Here is a 19700-nt window from a genome sequence, read left to right on the forward strand (position 1 = left end):
CACCCCGGTCATCCGGGTTCCAGGGACCACCGTTTTGATTTCAGGTGGGCAGAAGCCTTCCTCGAGGAAATGCCCAAGGGTCGGCAGTTCCACGTTCTGGAGTTGCTCCAGCAATTCGGCAGTCGTTGTCTGTGGGGTGGTTGGAGTCATCATGAACCACTATCCCGTTATGGGCCCGGCCTCACAATACGGTCGTGCACACGTTTGGGGAGGCGGGATTGGGCATACGCACATTCTGGCCATCCCGAATTCCCTAGATCTTAACCACCATCTTGCCGGTGTTGGCGCCGGCCATCATGTCCAGGAAGGCCTGCACGGAATTATCGATACCGTCCACCACGGTCTCTTCGAAAACCACGTCGCCGGAGCGGAGCCAGCCGGACATGCGCTCGACGAATTCCGGCTGCAGGTCCTCGTGCCAGCGCACGATAAAGCCCCGCAGCGTCAGGTTCTTGCCGACCAGCTGGAACATATTGTCCGGCCCCGGCGACTTCTCAGTTTCGTTGTACTGCGAGATCGCACCGCACAATGCGGCACGGCCGTGGGTGTTGAAGACGTCGATCGCGGCTTCGAGGTGGTCGCCGCCGACGTTGTCGAAGTAGACGTCGATGCCATCCGGCGCAGCCGCCGGCAACTGCTCGCGGACCGGGGCGTCCTTGTAGTTGAACGCGTCGGTGAAGCCGTACTTGCCGGTGAGCAATGAGACCTTCTCAGCCGAACCGGCCGACCCGATCACCTGTTTGGCCCCCAGTAGCCGTGCCATCTGGCCGGCCGTGCTTCCCACGGCTCCTGCGGCACCCGAGACGAAAACGACGTCGTTCTCCTGCATGCCGGCGATGCGCGTCAGCCCCGCGTAGGCCGTCAGCCCGGTCATGCCCAAAGCCGACAGATAGACCGACGACGGAAGGCCCTCCACCGGCTCGACTTTCCGGAACTTGCCGGCCGGTCCCTGCGCAACATCACGCCAGCCGAAGCTGTGCAGCACCAGGTCCCCCGCGGAGAGCTCGTCGCTGGTCGATTCCGTGACGCGGCCAACTGCCCCGCCTTCCATGGTCTCGCCCAGTTCGAATGGCGGCACGTAGGATTTCGCGTCGTTCATCCGGCCCCGCATATAAGGGTCGACGGAGATGAACTCGTTGGCCACCCGTACTTCACCGGCTTGAAGCGCCGGCAGCTCGGTGCGCACCGTTCGGAAATCGGACGGATCCGGCCAGCCGTTGGGTCGGGAGGTGAGTTGAATGCCGGTGCTGGTGGCCACGGTGAGACCTTCCTGTTGTCTTCGGGTACGCCGCGTGCAACCGAAGAACAGGCTTCTCTATTCCGCCTGGCACCCGGCTCGCACACTAAGTTACCGTTCAGTAACATTGAGGGTATGCATTTACTCCTCCGCACGCTGCTGCAACTGTTCCTCGCCCGGCGCCGGCCGAAATTGAGCATCTGGGATGCCTCGGCCATGCCGCTGCGGGTGCTGCCGACCGATATCGACATCGCGATGCACATCAACAACGGCATGTACCTGTCGTTGATGGATCTGGGCCGGTTCGACCTGATGGTGCGCAGCGGAATCTGGGACGGCATGCGGCGCCAAGGGTGGAGCCCGGTGGTGGCGGGGGAGACGATCAGTTTTCGCAAGTCCCTCACCTTGGGCCAGCGGTACTCCATCGGGACGAAGATCATTGGCTTCGACGAACGTGCCATTTATTTCGAGCAACGGATGGTGGCCAACGGCGAGATCTACGCTCGTGCCTACATCGCCACGCGCCTGGTTTCGCCGGACGGGCCAGTGACGAATGAGCAGATCTTCGCCGAACTCGGCCAGCCCCCGGCGGATCTGGTGCTCCCCGAATGGATCCACCAGTGGCGGCTGGACAATTCGCTGCCCAGCACCAGGCGACCGGCCCCGCACACATGGGCCAGAGGTTGACGGCGGATCCCGCAGCGTCGGAGGCGTTCAGGCCCTGTGCTTCCGCCGCTTTTTCAACGTGAACAGCAGGCGGTGGGCGGTAATCAACACGGCCAGCCACGCCAGGCCAAGCGTCCAGGCGACGGCGACGTCGGTCAGCCAGTGGTGCCCGAGGTAGACACGGCTGAGCCCCATGGCGACAGCGAACAGGCCGGCGAGCACGATGGCGAGGATCCGGGAACGGTTGGTGCGCAGGTGCAGCACCAGAATGTAGGCGACGACGCCGGCAATCACCGTGGCGTTCAAGGTGTGGCCGCTGGGGAACGAGGGCGAGGTGGAGAACGGTGGAACGGCCGCCTCCAGCGGCGGGCGCATCCGGCCGATGGCGTCTTTTCCCACGATCGTCATCAACAAGGATCCTGCCGCGGCGGCCACCATCAGGATCAGCGGGGCGACGGACTGGCGCAGGTAGACCAGAATGCCGGTGGCGATCGCGGCCAGCACGGGCATGATGATTTTCCCGCCCAGATTGGTGAAGGCGGTCACCGCGTCGTTGAGCCACGGCGTCCTCATTTCGACCGCAGCGTGCAGCACCGGCCGGTCGAGGGACGCGATGTCGTCGGACTCCGACACGGCGTCGTAGATTTCGGCCGAGGCCGCCGTCATCATGGTGACGACGGTGGCGCCGACCGCGAGGATGAGCAGCACCGTCCACCGCGGGCCGATCCATTCGGCCAGCCTTCCGGCGGACCTGAGCAGGAACCGCCCCATTGGCGTGATCCGCCGGGGCAGTCGCCGATTGCCGGTGTCACCGCCTTCACGTGGTCCCATGGCCACGACTGTACCGGCGGAAACTGGATGCACTGTCAGTCAGGCGTCGCACATCTTTCCGGTGCGGGCGTATTTTGTAAACCCCCGCCAATTTCCGGATTTCACCTCAGCAGGGCGGCCTCTGATGGTGCGATTGAATTTGTATAAATATGCGGCATGTTGATTAGACATCCGTTGGTTAACGCATGGGTGTTCGGTTGTCGACAGGACTGGCCCGGCACGGCGAGGTGGGCGAAACCGACATCTCGTGGGGTCCCAACATGTGTGTCACATAAGGCCCCGTCACCGGACAGATCACCGGACGGGGTAACTGGGACGGTCTCGGTCGCGACACTTCAACGGTGCTGGTCAGGGTCGGGTGTGTCCGGTGGAGGTTGGTCTTACGGGACCCTCCCTACTAACGGATGACGTACAGCGTGCCTTCTGCGGTCGGAGGCTTGAATGCGTCGAAGTACTCGGCCGCTATTTCCTCGCTTAGCTATGTCGGCTTCACCTGGCACCGGATGCAGGTCTCGTCCGACACCAGCATTGACTGGGCATGCCGGGTGTCAACGGGCGTCGACGCCGAGGGGCAAGGGCGAAATACCAGTACTTGCTTATATAAGTTAAGACCGGTATATTTTGCCTCGTGCACGCGTTCGACATCCTCGGCGACCCGGTGCGCCGACGCATTCTGGAACTGCTCGCCGACGGTGAGCAGACCTCTGGCGCGGTCACGGACGTGATCCGGGTCGAGTTCACACTGTCTCAGCCGGCTGTCTCGCAGCATCTGCGCGTTCTGCGTGAGAACGGGTTCGCCTCGGTCCGGGCTGAGGGGGCTCGCCGGTTCTACGCCGTCGACCCCACATCGCTGAGTGAGGTTGACGAGTGGTTGGACCGGTTTCGCGGGTTCTGGGATCAGCGGCTCGATGCCCTGGGGACTGAGCTGGCCCGCGGCAGGCGTGCATCCCGCACCCCAAGTGTTGGCGAGGCCGATTCGCCAGCGAAAGGAGCATGACATGAAGGACGTACTGGACGAACTGGCCGCTGCGCGCCGGAAGATGGGCAAGGCGAGCCTGCCTGCCGGCGACGCGTACACCATGGAGCTGAGGCGTCGCTACGACGCGCACGTCAACGACGTATGGGACGCCATCACCAGCCCCGAGCGACTGAGCCGTTGGATGAAGCCGGTCACCGGCGACCTCCGCCTCGGCGGGACATTCGAGCTTGAAGGCGGCGAGCACGGCGAGATACTCCGTTGCGAGCCACCGCGCCTGCTGCGGGTGTCCTGGATGTTCGGGCCCGGGGCAGACGAGTGGCCAGGCACGAGCGAGGTCGAGGTGCGCCTGTCTCCTGGCTCGGCCGGGGACACCGAGTTCGAGCTCGTCCACGCCGCGGCCGTCGGAGAGCCCATGTTTCCCACCTACGGCCCCGGTGCCGGCGGCGTTGGCTGGGACCTGCACCTTCTCACCCTCGCCAAGTTCCTGGGCGACGGCGAGGTTCTCGACCACGAGGAGTTCCGGGCATCGCCCGCCGGACACGAGTTCAGTCGGCGCAGCGCCGCCGCCTGGGGCGAGGCCCACCTGGCCGGCGGCGGCGAACCGGACCACGTCGCGGCCGCGATTGAGGCCACTACCGCGTTCTACCTGCCCACCGGGGACGCGCGATGAAGTACACCACCTCGATCGAGATCGCGCTGCCTCGCGACGAGGTGCTCCAGCTGATCGCCGACCCCTCGCTGATGCCGAAGTGGCTGCGGGGCCTAGTGCTGCACGAGCCGGTGAACGGGGCACACGGCCAGGTCGGCACCACCTCGCGCGTCGTGTTTCAGATGGGCAAGCAGCGGATGGAGGCCACCGAGACCATCACGCGCCTGGAGCCCGCGGACCTGCACGGAGTACACAGCTCGGTCGTCGTGCACTACGAACGCGAGATTGCCGCCGAGAGCATGTGGCAGGCCCAGCGCGACCGGCTAATCGAAGCCGGTCCGGACACTACGTTGTGGGAGAGCGAGAGCGAGTTTCGGTTCGACGGGTTGCTGATGCGGCTGGTGGGGCTTCTGATGCCCGGCTCCTTCCGCAAGCAGTCGCGACAGCAGATGCAGGACTTTAAGGCGTTCGCCGAGCACGGCACGGACGTCCGTCAAGAGGCGAACTGACGGCATCAAGGCTGACGTTGTTCGGGCGGCCCTAACGTCAAGCTTCCGCGAGCTGCAGGCCGAGCAACGGCTTCCCTGACATGGGATCGAGGCAGGTGGTTGGCTGAGCAACCGGAGCTCACCATCGAGCTGAATCTGCCAGTCTACTTCTGCGACGTACCTCACGGCCCGCAGAGGGATCCTCAAGTGACACACGTTGCCAGCTGGAAGTAGGTATGGCAGTGGGAGTGATGCCGAGGCTATTTGCACTTCCCAGGGAGACGGCGCCCGGGCGAATAATTATGCATTCGATGGATCCGCGAAATAGGGAAGTCCGTCGACGATCTGGCGGATAAATATCACCGGCTTACCGGAAGGCGGGGGTGCCGGTGATGTGGTTGCCCAGGATCAGGGTGTGCACCTCGTCGGTGCCTTCGTAGGTGCGTACGCTCTCCAGGTTGTTGGCGTGGCGCAGCGGCGGATAATCCAGGGTGACCCCGTTGCCGCCGAGCATGGCGCGGGCTTCGCGGCAGATCCCGATGGCTTCGCGGCAGTTGTTCAGCTTGCCGACGGAAATCTGGTGGGGCTGCAGCTGCCCGGCGTCCTTGAGCCGGCCGAGCTGCACTGCCAGCAGCGACCCCTTGTTGATCTCCAGGGCCATGTTCACCAGCTTTTCCTGGGTCAGCTGGTATCCGGACAGCGGCTTGTCGAACTGCAACCGTTGCCTGGAGTAGTCGAGCGCGCTCAGGTAGCTGTCCCGTGCGGCACCCATGGCACCCCAGATGATTCCGTACCGGGCCTCGTTCAGGCACTCGAACGGCCCGCGCAGCCCCTTGGCCTTGGGCAGCATCGCGCTCGCCGGGAGCCGCACATCGGTCAGTTCGATGTCGCATTGGACGGAGGCGCGCATGGAGAGCTTCTGCTCAATAGCGGTGGCTTTGAACCCCGGGGTATCCGTTGGCACCACAAAGCCGCGGACGCCGTCGTCGGTCATCGCCCAGATCACCGCCACCTGCGCCACGGAGGCCAAACCGATCCACCGCTTGCGGCCGTTAATCACCCAGTCGGCGTCATCGCCGGCGCCGTCGCGGGCGGCGAAGGTTTCCATGCTCCCCGGGTCGGACCCCGCCGTCGGCTCCGTCAGTCCAAAGCAGCCGATCGCCTCGCCGGACGCCATTTTCGGCAGCCAGTCGTTCTTCTGCTCTTCGGAGCCGTGTTTGTGGATCGCGCTCATCGCCAGCGACCCTTGCACACTGACGAAGGTCCGCAGCCCGGAATCGCCGGCCTCCAGTTCCATCGCGGCCAGCCCGTATTCGACGGCGGTGCGTCCCGGGCAGCCGTACCCGTTCAGGTGCATGCCGAGCAGCCCGAGTTCGCCCATTTGCGGCACGATGTCCAGCGGGAAGACGGCGTTCTCATACCAGTCGGCGATGTTGGGCCGGATGGCGGTGTCCACGAAGGAGCGGACCCGGCTGCGGACTGCCTTTTCGTCGTCGGTGAGCAGGGTGTCGATGCCGGTCAGGTCTGCGGGTTCAGTCATGGTGATTCTTTCGGGTCAGGGGAGCGGTCGTGGGAGTTGCGGGGCAGGGGAGGACGAGACAGTCAGCCGGGGCCGGAGAACGATGCACCGGTGTGTTCGCCGAGCAGCGGCGGTACTTTCCGGTACTCGGCGGGCGTGCCGGAGAGGCGGATCGGGTTGGCCACCTGCTGGCTGGCCCGGGAGCCGTCTCCGGCGTCGATTTCGACCACCGGGGCCAAGCCCAGTGTTTCGGCCAGTCCCAGCGCTTCGACGATGGAGTTCACTTTCCCGGCTGGCACGCCTTCGTCGGTCAGCACCGAAGCCCAATTCGCGGCGGAGTTGTTCCGCAACTGCTCCTCCAACAGCGACTTTAATTCATCACGGTTGGCCACCCGGCACGAGTTGTCCGCGAACCGCGGATCCGTGCCCAGCTCGGGCACGGACAGCATCCGGGTCAGCGCCTGGAACTGCTTGTCGGTGCCGACGGCGACAGCCAGCGGGCCGTCGGAGGTCTGCAGTGTCTCGTAGGGGGCGATGGAAGGATGCGCGTTGCCCATCCGCTGCGGCGCCTGCCCGGTGGCCAGGGTGCTGGAGGCCTGGTTCACGAGCCCGGACAGCAGCGAGGAGAGCAGGTTGACCTCCACCCGCTGCCCGGCGCCGGTTTGGTCGAGGGCACGCAGCGCGGTGAGGATGCCGACGACGGCGTTCTGTCCGGTGACGACGTCGACCAGCGCCACTCCGACTTTGCTCGGCTCCGAATCGGGCGAGCCGGTGACGCTCATCAGCCCGCCGACGGCCTGGACCAGCAGGTCGTAGCCCGGGAGGTTGGCTCCGCCGGTGCTGCCGAACCCGGTGATGGAACAGTAGATCGTCTCCGGGCGCTTGGCGTGCAGGGTTTCGTAGTCCAGCCCGTAACGTTCCATCACCCCGGGGCGGAAGTTTTCGATAATCACGTCGGCTTCCATGGCGACGGCGGTGGCTTCAGCCAGGCCGTCGTCGGTGCCCAGGTCGCAGGTGATGGAGCGCTTGTTCCGGTTCACGCTGGAGAAGTAGGTGCCCACGCCGTAATCATCCACCGGCGGGACCCAGCTGCGGGTGTCGTCGCCGGAGGGCCGTTCGACCTTGATCACGTCGGCGCCGAAGTCCGCCAGCATCATGGTGGCGAAGGGCCCGGCAAGCACCCGGGAGAAATCGGCCACCTTCAGTCCATCCAGTGCGCCCGTCATCGTGCCTCCTCGTCTTGTGTCCCGCTGCGGTCCGACGCCGGTCTGGTGCCAAGGCCAACCGAGGCCGGGCCGGTCACCGGGTTGGTCAGTACGCCGATGCCGGGGATCCGGCATTCGGCTACGTCGCCTGGTCGGATGTGGACGGCGCCGGGGGTGCCGCTGGAGATGATGTCGCCCGGATACAGCGGCATCACCTTGCTGTGGAAGCTGATCAGGTAGGCCGGGTCGTAGCGCATGTTGGACACTGTATTGTGCCGGTGCACTTCGCCGTTGACCACGGTTGAGACCTCGATATCGGCCAGCGAACCGTCCTGCATCACCTCATCGACCGGCACAATCCGCGGCCCAAAAGAAAAGAACCCGGGGAAGTTCTTGGACCGGGTCAAAAAGCGCGGATTGCGCTGCAGGATGTCCTCGGCGGTCTGGTCCAGCACCGGCACCACCCCGGCCAGGTACGACACCGCGTCCTCCGGTTCCACGTTCCGGCAGTAGCGGCCGATCACCAGCCCCAGCTCGGCCTCGGTGGTGGTGCGCTCGCTCTGCTCCGGAAGCGGAATCTCCTCGCCGGGCCCGATCACGGTGTGGTCGGCCTTAATGAACGACGCCGGTTCCTCCGGGACACCTTCGGTCAGGTCGGAAGCGTGCTCGGCGTAGTTCAGCCCGATGCCCCAGATCATCCGCGGATGCCGGTATGGAGCGGTGAAGGTGACGTCCCGGCGGAACAGGTCGTCACCGGCAGCCGCGGCGGCTGTTTCGAGTTCGTTCCACCGTCCGGCGGCCAGCACCTCGAGCGCGTCACCGGTGAAGCCGGGCAGCAGGTCGGCCGCCAGCGCGGCCCCGCGTTGTGGATCGACGATGACGGCGGCGCCCGCGCCGGCGGTGCTGTTAGGAGACTCGCGGATGGAGGCAAGCTGCATCTGATGTCCTTTCGTATAACCGTGGCTTTGGCCTTAGTAGGCGCGGACCATTCCGCCATCGCAGCGCAGCTGCTCGCCGGTGATGTACGACGCCGGCGCGCTGGCCAGGAAGGTGACGGCGGCGGCAAACTCGTCCGGGCTGCCGTACCGGCCGGCGGGAATGGAGGCCATGGACTCGGCGCGGACCTCTTCGGCGCTGCGCCCGGTCCGTTTGGCCGCGTTGGCGTCGATCGTTCCCACCCGGTCGGTGTCGATCCGGCCGGGCAGCACCATGTTGACCGTGACGCCGTCGGCCGCGACTTCCGCCGCGAGGGTCTTGAGGTAGCCGGCCAGTCCGGCGCGGCCGATGTTGGACAGCGCCAGGTTGGGCAGCGGCGACTGAATCCCGCTGGACCCCACCGCGACAATCCGGCCCCAGCCGCGCTCCCGCATGCCGGGCAACACCAGCGAGGTCAGCCGCTGGTGCTGGACCAGCAACTGGTGCACGGCCGCCATCACCTGTTCGTCGTCGACGCCGGCGGCGGTGCCCGGCGGCGGGCCGCCGCTGTTGAGGACAAGTACGTCGACCGGACCGAACGCCTTCTGAGCCTCGGCCACCAAGGTGGCCGGGGCGCCGTCGTCGCTCATGTCGATTTCAACCCCGACGGCCGACGGCAGCTTCGCCGCTTCGGCGGCGACCAGCTCGCCGCGGCGAGCGGCGAGCACCACATTGGCGCCCTCGGCGGCCAGCGCGGTGGCAATGGCCAGCCCGATTCCCGAGCTGGAGCCGGGCACCAGCACATTCTTTCCCTCTAATCCCGTATCCACTACTTAACCTCCACTGGTATCGCTGACAGGTGTGCGTCGATCAGGGCGGCCAGCCGCTGAGGAAGGACCTTCGCCGGCGGCCGGACAATCGACTCGGCGATCACCCCGCGGCGGCGCAATACCTCCTTGCGCAGCGCCAGCCCGACCCCTGGCTGCGCCTCGAAGTTCGCCATCGGCAGCCACGGAGCGAAGGCATCGCGGGCGGCCGGATAGCCGCCATCGGCCCAGGCATCGAGGGCCGCCCGCAAACCTTCGGGGTGGGAGAAGCCGGTCATCGCTCCGGCGGCACCGGCGGCCAGCTCGTCCAACAGCCCGACGCCGCCGAGCCCGCCGAAGACCGGCACGTCCGTGGAGCCGGTCAACTCCGCAATGGCCAGTGCCGTCGGCGGCGCCTCGGACTTCACCGCAGCGGTGAACGGGCACTGCTCGACCGCGGCGAGCAACTGCGCGCCGCTGATGTGCACGCCCGAGGCCACCGGATAATCCTGGATCACAATCGGTGCCCCGGTCGCCTCATGGATGGCCGTCAGGTGGGGGACCAGCACGTCCGGATTGCCGCTGTTGACCTGCACCATCAACGCCGCCAGGGACGGCCCGGACGCGTCCACCGCGGTGCGCGCCTGCTCGACGGCGACCGCCGTCGTCCGCGCCGACAAGCCCACCACCACCGGGGTGTCTGCGGCCTCATCGACCACGGAGCGGACCACGTCGGCCTGTTCTTCGGTATTCAGCGCCATGCCTTCTCCGAAGACCCCGAGGGCCACCAACCCGGTCGCGGGAACCCGCGCGAACAACCGGACCTCGGCCCGCAGCGATTCGGTATCCAGGGTGAAATCCGGGGACCTGAAGGGAGTGGCGAGCACACCCCATAATCCCGGCGTGAGCGTATTCATGCAGCAGCTTCCTTTCGATCCAGCAGAGTATCGACAATATGTTCGGCAATGGCCAACGACGACGTCGCAGCGGGGGACGGGGCGTTGCGGACGCTGAGCACCGAGCCGCGGCGGTTAATCCGGAAGTCATCGACCAGCGACCCATCGGCGTCGAGCGCCTGCGCGCGCACTCCGCGCGGCCCGGGGACCACATCCGCCGTCGTCAATTCCGGAACGTAGCGCCGGGCCGCTCCGATGAACCTTTGCTTGCTCAATGACCCGAGCATTTCGGTCGCCCCGGTACGCCAGTGCTTGGCCGCGAAGCGGCGGAATCCGGGCCAGCCGACGGCGTCGCGCAGGTCCCGACCCGAGATCCTCGACCAGCCGTAGCCTTCACGCGCCAGCGCCAGCACGGCGTTGGGTCCGACCATGACCTCGCCGTCGACCCGCGGCGTCATGTGCACTCCGAGGAAGGGGTACCGCGGGTCGGGGACCGGGTAGATCAGTCCGCGGACCAGGTCCCGGCGCTCCGGGCGGAGCAGGTAGTACTCGCCGCGGAAGGGCACAATGCGCGGATCCGCCTCATCCCCGGCCAGCGCTGCGACCCGGTCGGACTGCAGCCCCGCGCAGAGCACCACCCGGTCGGCGCGTTCCTCCTGCCCGTCGCTGCCCTGGATCACCGTTTGCTGCCCGTCCTGGCGCAGCCCGGTGACTTCGAAGGATGTGCGGACGGTTCCACCGGCGTCGACGATGTCCTGCGCCATCGCCCGGGTCACCGCGGCGTAGTCGACGATGGCGGTGTGCGGCGAATGCAGTCCCGCCACCCCGGTCACGTGTGGCTCAATGTCGGCCAGTTCCGCCTGGTCCAGTTCCCGCACGCCGGGGACGCCATTGGCTCGCGCCCGTCCGGCAATGTCGGCCAGCCGGGCCTTTTCGGTCCCATTGAGGGCCACCAGAACCTTGCCGCATTCGTCGTAGGTCAGCTCATGCTCGGCGCAGAAATCCTGCAGCAGGCCCACCCCGCGCCGGCACAGCTTCGCCTTCAAGGAGCCCGGCGTGTAGTACAGGCCGGCATGGACGACGCCGCTGTTGTGGCCGGTTTGATGTTCGGCCAGCACCGGTTCCTTCTCCAGCAGGGTCACACGCGCGCCGGGCTTCAGCTGCAGCAACTGACGGGCGGTCGCCGCCCCGAGGATCCCGCCGCCGACGACGGCGTAGCTGGGCTGGTTCATCTATTCTCCTTAGCTCTGGCGTTGGCTTTGTATCCGGTGGGCTGGCCGCGCGAACGGCGGATCATGATCCGGCCGATCCGGAAGATAATGCCGGCGGCCAGCGCGGTGCCGGCTGCGGTGAACCACCCCGTGCGGTAGGAGGTGGCTTCGACCAGCAAACCGAACAGCAGCGGTCCGGCGGCGGATCCGAAGGACAGCCCGGTCTGCAGGATGCCGGTGGCCGACGCCGCTGACGCCCGGTTGTCCCGCACGACGGCGAAATGCAACAGCCCGGTCCAGGTCCAGCCGGCGGCGTAGGCCAGCCAGGCGCCGGCCGCCACGGACAGTGGCGTGCCGATGGTCAGCAGCAGGAATCCGGCCGTGCCGCCGAACAGCAGGTTGGCAATCAGCACGTAGGGGCTTCGAGTGGGATGCCGGTCCATGGCCGCGCCCAGCCCGATGCGGATCAGCAGACCGCTGCCGGCCGCCGCGGCAAAGAGCAGTCCGGCGGTGCCGGGCTCGATGCCGGTCTGCACGGCCGAGTCGACCAGGAACACGCCCAGCGATGTGGCCGCCGCCGCGGCGAGCCCGCCGCCGATTGTCACCATCAGCAGCCCGCCCAGCGGAGTGCCGCGGTCCTTCTGCCCGCCGTCGTCGTTGCCGCCGCTGGTCAGCCGGTCCACCCGCGGGCCGCGCCCATTCACCGCCGACCATACCGCGATGACGGCGGCCAGCGATGCCCCGATGATGAAGGCCCACCGCCAGCCGAACACCAGCGCAATGCCGGGCACGGCCAGCCCGCCCAGCAAGGTGGCCGCCGGGATGGCGGACTGCTTGATGCCGAAGGCGAGCCCCAGCCGGGAGGAGCTGACCGCCCGCGAGATCCGCAGGTTGGCCGAGGGCTGCGCCATGGCGTTGGCCAGTCCACCTGCCACCATGGCGGCGATCAGCAGGGCGAAGGATCCGGTGGCGGCGATCCCGCCCAAGGCCAGCACAGCGCAGGTCGCGGAGATGGCGATCCCGGTGCCGGCGCCGATCCGCTGCACCAGCCGTCCCAGCGGCCGGGCCAGCACCCCGCTGACCGTGAACAGCGTCGCTGCGGCGATCCCGATCTCGGCCGGACCGATCTGCAGATCGTCGCGGATCTGCACCGCCAGCGCGCCGACCAGAAACGCAGGCAGCACGCCGGTGGTGGTGACCAGCACGGCCTGCAGCACCGCCGACGCCGTCCCGGTTCGCCGGGCAGCGCCAGGGCCCGAATCCCCGGTTGCCCAGGGACCGGCGGGCGTGCCCGTCACGACGCATCTGTGGACAGCGCCGGCGAGGGGTCGGGCCTGCCGCGGTCACGCCGGTGACCGGCAAGGTGGATGAGCAAACCAACCACAATCAGGCCTGCACCAACAGCCATCGCGATCGGCTCCATCGCCAGCAGCGTCAGGGCACCGACGCCGAGCAGCACCCGTTCAGGCCACTTGGCCGGACCGATCAGCCAGGCGCCGGTTGCCACCGCGAGGGCGGCCACGGCGACGACGGAGGTCACCAGCGACAGCAGTACTGCCTGCCAGCCGCCGGACATCAGCAGGCCGATCCCGGCGTCGGACAGCACAAAGATGAACGGGACCAGGAACGCCGAGAGGGTGTAACGCCAGGTCAGCCACATCGTCTTGATCGGCTTGCCGCCGGTAATGGCCGACGCCGCGAACGGGGATAGCGCCGTCGGCGGCGAGACCTCGCTGAGCACCGAGTAGTAGAAGATGAACATGGCCGCGGCGAATGGTTCGACGCCGACATTCTGCAGCGCCGGGCCAATGATCACCCAGGAGATGATGAAGCTGGCCGTCACCGGAACCGCCAGGCCCAGCAGGATCACCGACACGGCAGAGAGCATCGCCGTCAGGATCAGGCTGCCGCCGGCGACCATCACAATAATGTTGGCCAGCTTCAGCCCCAGGCCGGTCAGCGTCATCACGCCGACAATCAGCCCGGCCGCGGCCATCACCGGAATGACCGACAAGGCCCCCATGGCACCATTGGCGAGTGCGTCCCAGATCCGCTTGGGCGTCATCCAGGACTGCTTCTCCAGGAAACTGAGCAGGAAAGCCAGCACGGTGGCGAAGACGACGGCGCGGAACGGCGTCATCCCCATCACCATGAACACCACAATCGCCACCAGCGAGCTGAAGTGGTAGCCGAACCTCAGCAGCAGCTTGCCCACCGGCTGGGTGTCGATCGCCACGCTGCGGGTCTTGAACCGGCGGGCGTCCATCTCGATGGCAAGGATGATGCCCAGGTAGTACAGCAGCGTGGGGATGACGGCCCAGATCAGCACCTGCAGGTAGGACACGCCCAGCAGCGCGGCGATGATGAACGCCGCCGCGCCCAGGGTGGGCGGGGACATGATGGCGCCGATGCCGGCAGCGGCCAGCACCGCGCCGCCGTGTTCCCGCGGGTACCCGGCCCGGCGCAGCAGCGGCCAGGAGATGCCGCCGAGAGTCACCGTCGTCGCCACGCCGGAACCGGACACCGTGCCCAGCAGGAAACCGGCCATCGTCACGGTCCGCCCCGGCCCGGAAGCGCTCTGGCCGAAGGCGGAGAAGGACAGATCGATGAAGAACCGGGTGGCCCCCGAGGCGCTGAGCACCGCACCATAAATGGTGAACAGGATGATGTAGGTCGCGGCGACGTCGGTGGGCACGCCGAACAGACCCTGGGTTCCCATCACGTTGTGGCCCACCAGCCGAGGCCAGTCGTAGGCCGCAGTGCCGAACGGCGGCGGGAAATAGGGGCCCCAATGCGCGTAGGCGAGGAAGAAAATCACCACCAGCGGGACCAGGATCCCCACCGTGCGCCGCGCCGCCTCCAGGGTGACCAGGATGGCGATGGTGCCCATGATGATGTCCAGCTCGGTGGGGATGATTGCCCGCCGGAAGAACGCATCCCAGTCGGAAATGATGTAGGCGAACGGCACGACGGCGATGGCGGCCAGCAGCCAGTCGAACAAGTGCGGGTTGTCGGGACGTGCGGTGCGCTCAGTCTTCGTGGCCTTCGAAGAGCGTTTCCACCCCCGGTAGACGAGGAAGGTCAGCGGCAGTCCGACCATCAGGAACGCGGGCAGGTACAGCTGGGTGGCCATCGGATTGAAGACCCAGAACAGCCCGAAGGCCGAGAGCCCGACGCCGATAATCTTGGTGATGAACAGGGGGATGCCGCTGAGCTGCCGGGCCGGCTTTTCCGACTCGTATTCGGCTACCAGCGCATCTTCGTCGATGGCCTCATCCGGATCGGACTCGTCCGCCGCCTCGGCGTCCCGCATCGGGTCCGGGAGGCCCTGTCCGCCGTCGCGGTCCTGCCGGTCGTCGCGGTCCGCAGCCGGAGCGTGCTGGTTCCCGTCCGGTGCGTCGCGTCGATCGCTCATTGGTTCTCCTTGATTTCAATCGTTATGTAGGGGTCGCCGTCCTCGACCAGCTGCCACAGTTGGACAGGTTCGGCGCCGGGCACATGCAGCGTGCGTTCGCCCAGGTCGGTGGCGGCGATGGAGAGTTTGGTGAACACTGCCGGATGCTCCGGATCCGGCGGCACCACCCAGTTGCGACGGTCGTCCTTCGGGGCTTCTTGGGGAGCTCCGGGAACGCCGTAGTACTCCTCCAGCACCGCGAGCTGGTCTGCGGCGATCTGCACCAGCCGGTAGCTGCCGTCGGCCTGCACTTCGTAGCGTTCCTCGGCCAGCGTCTGGTAAATCGAATTCCGGTAGCTGACCGCGAACGAATCCCCGGCCAGCGGCACCGTGGCCAGCACACCGCCGTCGTCGTCCGCCACCACAATGCTCCGGCCGGCGGATCCGCCCTGCCCACTGGCAACAGCGAATCCAAGACCGGCGAAAAGCACAGCGCAGGCAAGGGCGACGACGGCGATAGCCGGCTTGAACATGGCGGACTAACCTGCCGACTCGTAGTAGGCCTGCGAACCCGGGCAGATGTCGGCGAACGGAACGTCACCTGCCGTCGAAGCGTCCAGCTCCTTCGCAGCCGAGTGCACCTTGACCAGGGCGTCCTTGTGCTCGAAGATCGCCTTGGTGATGTCCTGCTGGAGTTGCTTGTCCATTGACTTGTTGGCCACCAGAATGTTCGGCGAAGCGATGACCGTCTTCGGCTCGGACTGGCCCTTATAGGTGTTGGCCGGGACATCGCGCTTGACGTAGTACTTGCCGTACTCCTTAGCCAGCTCATCAGCGTACTCGCCAATTTCGACCATCTTCATATCACCGGTGCTGGCCAGGTCCACCAAGGCACCGGTCGGCAGGCCACCGGACCAGAAGCCGGCGTCAATGGTGCCGTCCCGCAAGGCGGCAACCGTTTCGGCCACGCCGAGCTGGCGCCGGTCAATATCGGTCTTGGGGTCGATGCCGGCGGCCTTGAGCACCCGCTTTGCACCGACTTCCGTCGCCGAACCGGGCGCGCCGACCGAGATGGTCTTGCCCTTCATGTCTTCGACGCTGTCGATGCCGGAGCCCTTGGCAGTGACCGGCTGCATGTAGTTGTGGTACATCGCCCCGACCGCGCAAATGTCCAGCGGCTTCCCCTCGAAGGAATTGGTGCCCGCCGTTGCGGCAGCGACAACGTCGCCGACGCCGAGCGCCAGGTCGGCCGCCCCGTCTTGGACGAGCAGCATGTTGTCCACTGAGGCGTTGGTTTCCTGCACCGTGGCCTGGGTGCCCTTCACATTCTTGGAAATGACGGTGGCGATGCCGCCGCCGAGCGGATAATAGACCCCGCCGGTGCCGCCGGTGGCAATGGACAGCGAGTTGCCCCCGCCGCCTCCGCCACCGCCGTTGCCGCCGGCTTCGCCACCGCCGCCTCCTCCGCCACAGGCGGTGAGGAACAGCGCCGGCACGGCCAGCGCAGCCGCAGCCATGCGGGTACGGCGGCCTCGACGTGATATTCGCATTGACATAGTGATCTCCCTTGATGGTGGTTGTGATTTCATCGTTGGTCTGATGGTGCCGGCACATCTCCCGCGGCGAGCAGTCCCGCCAGGGTCTGGTAATAACCCACCAGCACTGACAATTCGGTGATCCCCGCATGCCCGTGGTGGCGCAGCGCCTCCGCATGCACATCGTCGTCGACCCTGTTGCCGGCCAGCACGGCCTCCGCCAGCCGTAGGGCGGCCTCCTCGGCCGGCGAAATCGTGCCCGGCAATTCGGAACGGGCCAGGCTGTGCAGCTCTTCCTTACTCACGCCGGCTGCGGCGGCCACCCTGCTGTGCGAATACCATTCGTAATCGGAATCGAGCGCGGCCGCCACGGCACAGATCACCAGTTCCCGGGTGCGGTCCGCCAGCGATCCGCCGAACCGCAGCGCCGAGCCGAGGGCCTGCAGCGCGTGGCCAATCGCCGGTGAATACAGCATTGCGTTGAACGGACCGGCGAGGTGGCCGTCGTCGTCGGCTATCAGGAAGGGGCCGTCGGCGCGCGGGGGACCGGCGACGGCGTCGTGCACCGCCCGTTGCCGGTCATCGAGCTGTGCCGGGGACAGCAGCGGGAAACGACCACCCCGGGCGTACTCACGCTGCTCAGACAAGGGTGCGGCCTCCATCCACGTACAGCACCTGCCCGGTGATGAAAGCCGCCTGCCTCGAGGCGAGGAACAACACCGCGCCGGTCAGATCGTTCACCGTTCCGAGCCGTCCGGCCGGCACCAGCGAGGTGTAATGGTCGCGGACGCCGGGCTTGTCCAAGTGCGCGCGGGTAAGGACCGTGTCCGTGTAGCCGGGGCCGATGGCGTTCACCGTCACCCCGTTGGGAGCCCACTCGCGGGCCATCACCCGCAGCAACTGGTCGAGCCCGCCCTTGGTGGCCGCGTACGGCGCATGGTCCGGGTGGGCGAGCGTGCTGGACACCGACGAGCAAAACACCTGCCGCCCATGGCCGGCGTCGACCATATGGCGGCCGGCGGCCCGGCCCAGCCGGAAAGCGCTGGTCAGGTTCACATCGACCATCCGGTGCCAGTCGCCGTCGTCGACCTCCAGCACCGGCACACGGTGGTTGGTCCCGACGGCGTGGACCAGCACATCCAGTCCGCCCAGTTGATTGACGGCATCGTCGACGGCGGTATCGCAGCCCGCCGGTGTCGTCAGGTCGGCGGCCAGGCCAGTGATCCGGTCATCCAGTTCGGACAAGCGATCCGGTGAAATATCCGCGGCTGCCACGCGGGCACCGGCGTCGGCGAAGGCCGTGGCGCACGCACTGCCGATACCACCGGCGCCGGCCACCAGCACGCGCTGACCCGCCAGACCCAGCCAATCCTGCCCGTCCACCGTGGAGGCACTGGCCCGGCTGGAGCTATCGGCCTGGGTGGAGGCGGCGGCATTGTCCACGGCGCCGGCCGGCCCACGAGTCGAGGTCATTTGGATACTGTATCCAATGTCACTCCAAGATGTAAGGGTCATCACAAAAATGACCCGCGCCCGGCAGGCAGTCCGGCCGTGCCGCCCCGCCCGGCAGGCTCCCGGATTGCAGCTAAGATGACCCACACCATCAATGCCCAGACGAAGAGACGGGAAATTGCGCTGCTTTCAGGCCCGTCGGAAAGAGGGACCATGCGGGCTGCATGTCTGACTCGCTCCGGAGTCGTTGAAGTGAGGGACTTCGACGAGCCCAGGCCCGGACCGGGTGACGCCGTGGTCAGGATGCACTATGCCTCCATTTGCGGCTCGGACGTGCACACCATCTACGACGGGTTCCATAACCCTGAGCTGCTGGGACGGCCGGGTTATCCGGGGCACGAGGGAGTAGGGACCGTCGTCGAGAGCCGGACGGACCAATTCCCGGCCGGCACTCCGGTCCTGACCACCCCTCCCGGGGAAGCCGGCGGGTGTTTCGGCGAGTTGCAACGGGTCAACGAGCAGCATCTCCTCGCTTTGCCGGCCGACGGCGACATGTTGCGGCTGCTGATGGCCCAGCAACTGGGCACCACCGTCTATGCGCTCAAGAAGTTCATTACTCCCGAGCGGCTGGCGACCATGCGTTCCGCGGCAATCATCGGTGCCGGGTCAGCGGGGCTGTTCTTCGTGCAGCAACTGCGGCGTATGGGCGTCGCGGACATCGTTGTCTCCGACCTCAATCCCCAACGCTTGAAGCACGCAGCCCGGCTTGGGGCCACCCGTACCGTGCCGGGGGCCGAGGAGTCGCTCCGCGAGGTGGTATCGGAGGCGTTTTCCGACGACGGGGTCGACGTGGTCATCGAGGCCGCAGGTTAGGACGAATGCCGCGCCGAGGCAGTCGACGTCGTGCGTTCACGCGGCACGATTGGGATGTTCGGCTTCCCGGAGCATCCGGGGTCCTCGCCCTTCCCGGTGGATCGGGCCTTTCGCAAGGCAGTAACGATGGAGTGGTTCAGCGGTACGCAGAGTGAGCCGGGACTTGAGTCTTTCCGCGCTGCCCTTGGTCTCATCGGCCGTGGGGACATCGAGGTGGACTACTGCCTCGAGGAGGTATATCCGCTGGACCACATCGCAGACGCGCTCGCGGTGGCCCGGGCACAGGGAGAAGGCGCGGCCAAAATCTGCGTGGAAATTGCCGGGGATGGCCGCTAGCCGGCCTCGAGGAAATTCCGCAGGGATGCGATGGCGTGCTTGCGGTGCAGATCGAGCATCGTGATCAGTTCCTCCGCGTCCCGTCGGGCGAACGCATCGATCATCTGATCGTGCTCCCGCCGGACCACTGCCCGGTTCGCCGGGGTGCCGTAATAGACATACCGGTAGGTGTCAGTTGCGTCCCACAGCACCTGAACCAGTCGTTCGAGCCGGGGCATATTCGCTGCCTTCACCATGATGAAGTGAAACCTTCTATTTGCTTCGGTCATGGTCAGCAGATCACCGGCATCGCTCGCTGCGTTGATCTCGTCCGCCGTCTGCCGCAACTCGTCCACGACGCCGTCGTCCGCGCGCTTAACCGCGATCCGGGCCGCTTCCGCTTCAAGCAACTCCCGGATCCGATAGACCTCCAGCAGGTCGTCCATCGACAAGCGGGCGACCTTGTAGCCGCGGTGTGGTTCGTACACCACCTGGCCCTCGCCCTCGAGTGTCTTCAACGCTTCACGCAGCGGAACCCTGCTGACGCCAAACCGTTCGGCCAGCGCATCCTGGCGCAGCGCCTGGCCGGGCAGCAGCTCGCCGGCCACAATAGCCTGGCGCAGCTGCTCGAGGACGAACGCCTGCGCCGTCGGCGGCCGTCTTCCCGATGTGCCCGCTGTTGCCATCACAGCGGCCGCCTGCATGGTGGTGGTTGAATCACATCATCGA

General features: G+C 66.7%; 21 protein-coding genes. 6 read left to right on the plus strand and 15 right to left on the minus strand.

Annotated features, from left to right (window positions below; translation table 11 throughout):
* Positions 1-253: 253 nt before the first annotated feature.
* Positions 254-1258 (minus strand): NADP-dependent oxidoreductase, encoded by a 1005-nt coding sequence (locus H535_RS0105050; RefSeq protein WP_026818693.1) that lies wholly within the window; start codon positions 1256-1258, stop codon positions 254-256.
* A 114-nt stretch (positions 1259-1372) separates the two neighbouring features.
* Between H535_RS0105050 and H535_RS0105055 the strand changes: the two genes are divergently transcribed.
* Entirely contained in the window at positions 1373-1924 is a 552-nt protein-coding gene (locus tag H535_RS0105055) for an acyl-CoA thioesterase (protein ID WP_026818694.1), read from the plus strand.
* 27 nt (positions 1925-1951) lie between these two features.
* On the opposite strand, the gene H535_RS23555 is transcribed toward H535_RS0105055, so the two are convergent.
* Positions 1952-2734, minus strand: coding sequence for a phosphatase PAP2 family protein (locus H535_RS23555; protein WP_035768458.1), 783 nt, complete (start codon positions 2732-2734; stop codon positions 1952-1954).
* A 628-nt stretch (positions 2735-3362) separates the two neighbouring features.
* Between H535_RS23555 and H535_RS23560 the strand changes: the two genes are divergently transcribed.
* The 3 genes from H535_RS23560 to H535_RS0105075 are packed head-to-tail and all read left to right on the plus strand — an operon-like array spanning position 3363 to position 4871.
* On the plus strand, positions 3363-3731 hold the full coding sequence (locus tag H535_RS23560; RefSeq protein ID WP_035768405.1) for an ArsR/SmtB family transcription factor: 369 nt from the start codon (positions 3363-3365) through the stop codon (positions 3729-3731).
* A gap of 1 nt (position 3732) precedes the next feature.
* On the plus strand, positions 3733-4383 hold the full coding sequence (locus H535_RS0105070; RefSeq protein WP_035768407.1) for an SRPBCC domain-containing protein: 651 nt from the start codon (positions 3733-3735) through the stop codon (positions 4381-4383).
* On the plus strand, positions 4380-4871 hold the full coding sequence (locus H535_RS0105075) for an SRPBCC family protein (protein ID WP_026818696.1): 492 nt from the start codon (positions 4380-4382) through the stop codon (positions 4869-4871). Before H535_RS0105070 ends, H535_RS0105075 begins: the two co-directional genes overlap by 4 nt.
* A 346-nt stretch (positions 4872-5217) precedes the next feature.
* On the opposite strand, the gene H535_RS0105080 is transcribed toward H535_RS0105075, so the two are convergent.
* From H535_RS0105080 to H535_RS0105135, 12 genes are all read right to left on the minus strand, one after another.
* Positions 5218-6390, minus strand: a complete 1173-nt coding sequence (locus tag H535_RS0105080; protein ID WP_026818697.1) for an acyl-CoA dehydrogenase family protein — start codon at positions 6388-6390, stop codon at positions 5218-5220.
* Positions 6391-6452: 62 nt separating this feature from the next.
* Positions 6453-7595: a CaiB/BaiF CoA transferase family protein gene (locus tag H535_RS23565; protein WP_035768409.1), complete on the minus strand. Its 1143-nt coding sequence runs from the start codon at positions 7593-7595 to the stop codon at positions 6453-6455.
* Complete coding sequence (locus H535_RS23570) at positions 7592-8512, minus strand: fumarylacetoacetate hydrolase family protein (protein ID WP_081416449.1); 921 nt, start codon at positions 8510-8512, stop codon at positions 7592-7594. Before H535_RS23570 ends, H535_RS23565 begins: the two co-directional genes overlap by 4 nt.
* Before the next feature lie 33 nt (positions 8513-8545).
* Entirely contained in the window at positions 8546-9319 is a 774-nt protein-coding gene (locus tag H535_RS0105095; protein ID WP_026818698.1) for an SDR family oxidoreductase, read from the minus strand.
* The gene (locus H535_RS0105100; RefSeq protein ID WP_026818699.1) at positions 9319-10212 is read right to left on the minus strand and encodes a dihydrodipicolinate synthase family protein; all 894 of its coding nucleotides are present in this window, start codon (positions 10210-10212) and stop codon (positions 9319-9321) included. Before H535_RS0105100 ends, H535_RS0105095 begins: the two co-directional genes overlap by 1 nt.
* Positions 10209-11423: an L-2-hydroxyglutarate oxidase gene (gene lhgO / locus H535_RS0105105; RefSeq protein WP_026818700.1), complete on the minus strand. Its 1215-nt coding sequence runs from the start codon at positions 11421-11423 to the stop codon at positions 10209-10211. The genes H535_RS0105100 and lhgO overlap by 4 nt, the downstream gene beginning before the upstream one ends.
* Positions 11420-12700, minus strand: a complete 1281-nt coding sequence (locus H535_RS23575) for an MFS transporter (protein ID WP_081416450.1) — start codon at positions 12698-12700, stop codon at positions 11420-11422. The genes lhgO and H535_RS23575 overlap by 4 nt, the downstream gene beginning before the upstream one ends.
* Positions 12697-14817: a TRAP transporter permease gene (locus tag H535_RS0105115; protein ID WP_081416451.1), complete on the minus strand. Its 2121-nt coding sequence runs from the start codon at positions 14815-14817 to the stop codon at positions 12697-12699. Before H535_RS0105115 ends, H535_RS23575 begins: the two co-directional genes overlap by 4 nt.
* The gene (locus tag H535_RS0105120; RefSeq protein ID WP_026818702.1) at positions 14814-15329 is read right to left on the minus strand and encodes a hypothetical protein; all 516 of its coding nucleotides are present in this window, start codon (positions 15327-15329) and stop codon (positions 14814-14816) included. The genes H535_RS0105115 and H535_RS0105120 overlap by 4 nt, the downstream gene beginning before the upstream one ends.
* Positions 15330-15335: 6 nt before the next feature.
* Entirely contained in the window at positions 15336-16313 is a 978-nt protein-coding gene (locus H535_RS0105125; RefSeq protein WP_245580161.1) for a TAXI family TRAP transporter solute-binding subunit, read from the minus strand.
* 68 nt (positions 16314-16381) lie between these two features.
* Positions 16382-16978, minus strand: a complete 597-nt coding sequence (locus H535_RS0105130) for a carboxymuconolactone decarboxylase family protein (protein WP_245580162.1) — start codon at positions 16976-16978, stop codon at positions 16382-16384.
* Positions 16971-17804 (minus strand): SDR family NAD(P)-dependent oxidoreductase, encoded by an 834-nt coding sequence (locus H535_RS0105135; protein ID WP_211236525.1) that lies wholly within the window; start codon positions 17802-17804, stop codon positions 16971-16973. Before H535_RS0105135 ends, H535_RS0105130 begins: the two co-directional genes overlap by 8 nt.
* Positions 17805-17996: 192 nt before the next feature.
* Here H535_RS0105135 and H535_RS23580 point away from each other — a divergent pair, with 192 nt between their 5' ends.
* Positions 17997-18656, plus strand: a complete 660-nt coding sequence (locus H535_RS23580; RefSeq protein WP_211236526.1) for an alcohol dehydrogenase catalytic domain-containing protein — start codon at positions 17997-17999, stop codon at positions 18654-18656.
* Positions 18657-18782: 126 nt separating this feature from the next.
* Positions 18783-18992 carry a hypothetical protein gene (locus H535_RS27590; protein WP_155838543.1) on the plus strand — a complete coding sequence of 70 codons (210 nt, stop codon included), beginning with the start codon at positions 18783-18785 and terminating at the stop codon, positions 18990-18992.
* Here H535_RS27590 and H535_RS0105145 read toward each other — a convergent pair.
* Entirely contained in the window at positions 18989-19657 is a 669-nt protein-coding gene (locus H535_RS0105145; RefSeq protein ID WP_035768461.1) for a GntR family transcriptional regulator, read from the minus strand. The genes H535_RS27590 and H535_RS0105145 overlap by 4 nt on opposite strands.
* Positions 19658-19700: the final 43 nt, after the last annotated feature.

This window comes from Arthrobacter castelli DSM 16402, from assembly GCF_000430705.1.
Taxonomy (GTDB): Bacteria; Actinomycetota; Actinomycetes; order Actinomycetales; family Micrococcaceae; genus Arthrobacter_C; species Arthrobacter_C castelli.

What these genes read in the sequence shown, in the direction of transcription:
- lhgO (WP_026818700.1), bottom strand. Translation starts at nt 11,423, where the DNA reads ATGAACCAGCCCAGCTACGCCGTCGTCGGCGGCGGGATCCTCGGGGCG.
- H535_RS0105075 (WP_026818696.1), top strand. Translation starts at nt 4,380, where the DNA reads ATGAAGTACACCACCTCGATCGAGATCGCGCTGCCTCGCGACGAGGTG.
- H535_RS0105070 (WP_035768407.1), top strand. Translation starts at nt 3,733, where the DNA reads ATGAAGGACGTACTGGACGAACTGGCCGCTGCGCGCCGGAAGATGGGC.
- H535_RS0105125 (WP_245580161.1), bottom strand. Translation starts at nt 16,313, where the DNA reads ATGGCTGCGGCTGCGCTGGCCGTGCCGGCGCTGTTCCTCACCGCCTGT.
- H535_RS23565 (WP_035768409.1), bottom strand. Translation starts at nt 7,595, where the DNA reads ATGACGGGCGCACTGGATGGACTGAAGGTGGCCGATTTCTCCCGGGTG.
- H535_RS23580 (WP_211236526.1), top strand. Translation starts at nt 17,997, where the DNA reads ATGCGGGCTGCATGTCTGACTCGCTCCGGAGTCGTTGAAGTGAGGGAC.
- H535_RS0105135 (WP_211236525.1), bottom strand. Translation starts at nt 17,804, where the DNA reads ATGACCTCGACTCGTGGGCCGGCCGGCGCCGTGGACAATGCCGCCGCC.
- H535_RS23570 (WP_081416449.1), bottom strand. Translation starts at nt 8,512, where the DNA reads ATGCAGCTTGCCTCCATCCGCGAGTCTCCTAACAGCACCGCCGGCGCG.
- H535_RS27590 (WP_155838543.1), top strand. Translation starts at nt 18,783, where the DNA reads ATGGAGTGGTTCAGCGGTACGCAGAGTGAGCCGGGACTTGAGTCTTTC.
- H535_RS0105055 (WP_026818694.1), top strand. Translation starts at nt 1,373, where the DNA reads ATGCATTTACTCCTCCGCACGCTGCTGCAACTGTTCCTCGCCCGGCGC.
- H535_RS0105120 (WP_026818702.1), bottom strand. Translation starts at nt 15,329, where the DNA reads ATGTTCAAGCCGGCTATCGCCGTCGTCGCCCTTGCCTGCGCTGTGCTT.
- H535_RS0105115 (WP_081416451.1), bottom strand. Translation starts at nt 14,817, where the DNA reads ATGAGCGATCGACGCGACGCACCGGACGGGAACCAGCACGCTCCGGCT.
- H535_RS0105145 (WP_035768461.1), bottom strand. Translation starts at nt 19,657, where the DNA reads ATGGCAACAGCGGGCACATCGGGAAGACGGCCGCCGACGGCGCAGGCG.
- H535_RS23555 (WP_035768458.1), bottom strand. Translation starts at nt 2,734, where the DNA reads ATGGGACCACGTGAAGGCGGTGACACCGGCAATCGGCGACTGCCCCGG.
- H535_RS0105080 (WP_026818697.1), bottom strand. Translation starts at nt 6,390, where the DNA reads ATGACTGAACCCGCAGACCTGACCGGCATCGACACCCTGCTCACCGAC.
- H535_RS0105100 (WP_026818699.1), bottom strand. Translation starts at nt 10,212, where the DNA reads ATGAATACGCTCACGCCGGGATTATGGGGTGTGCTCGCCACTCCCTTC.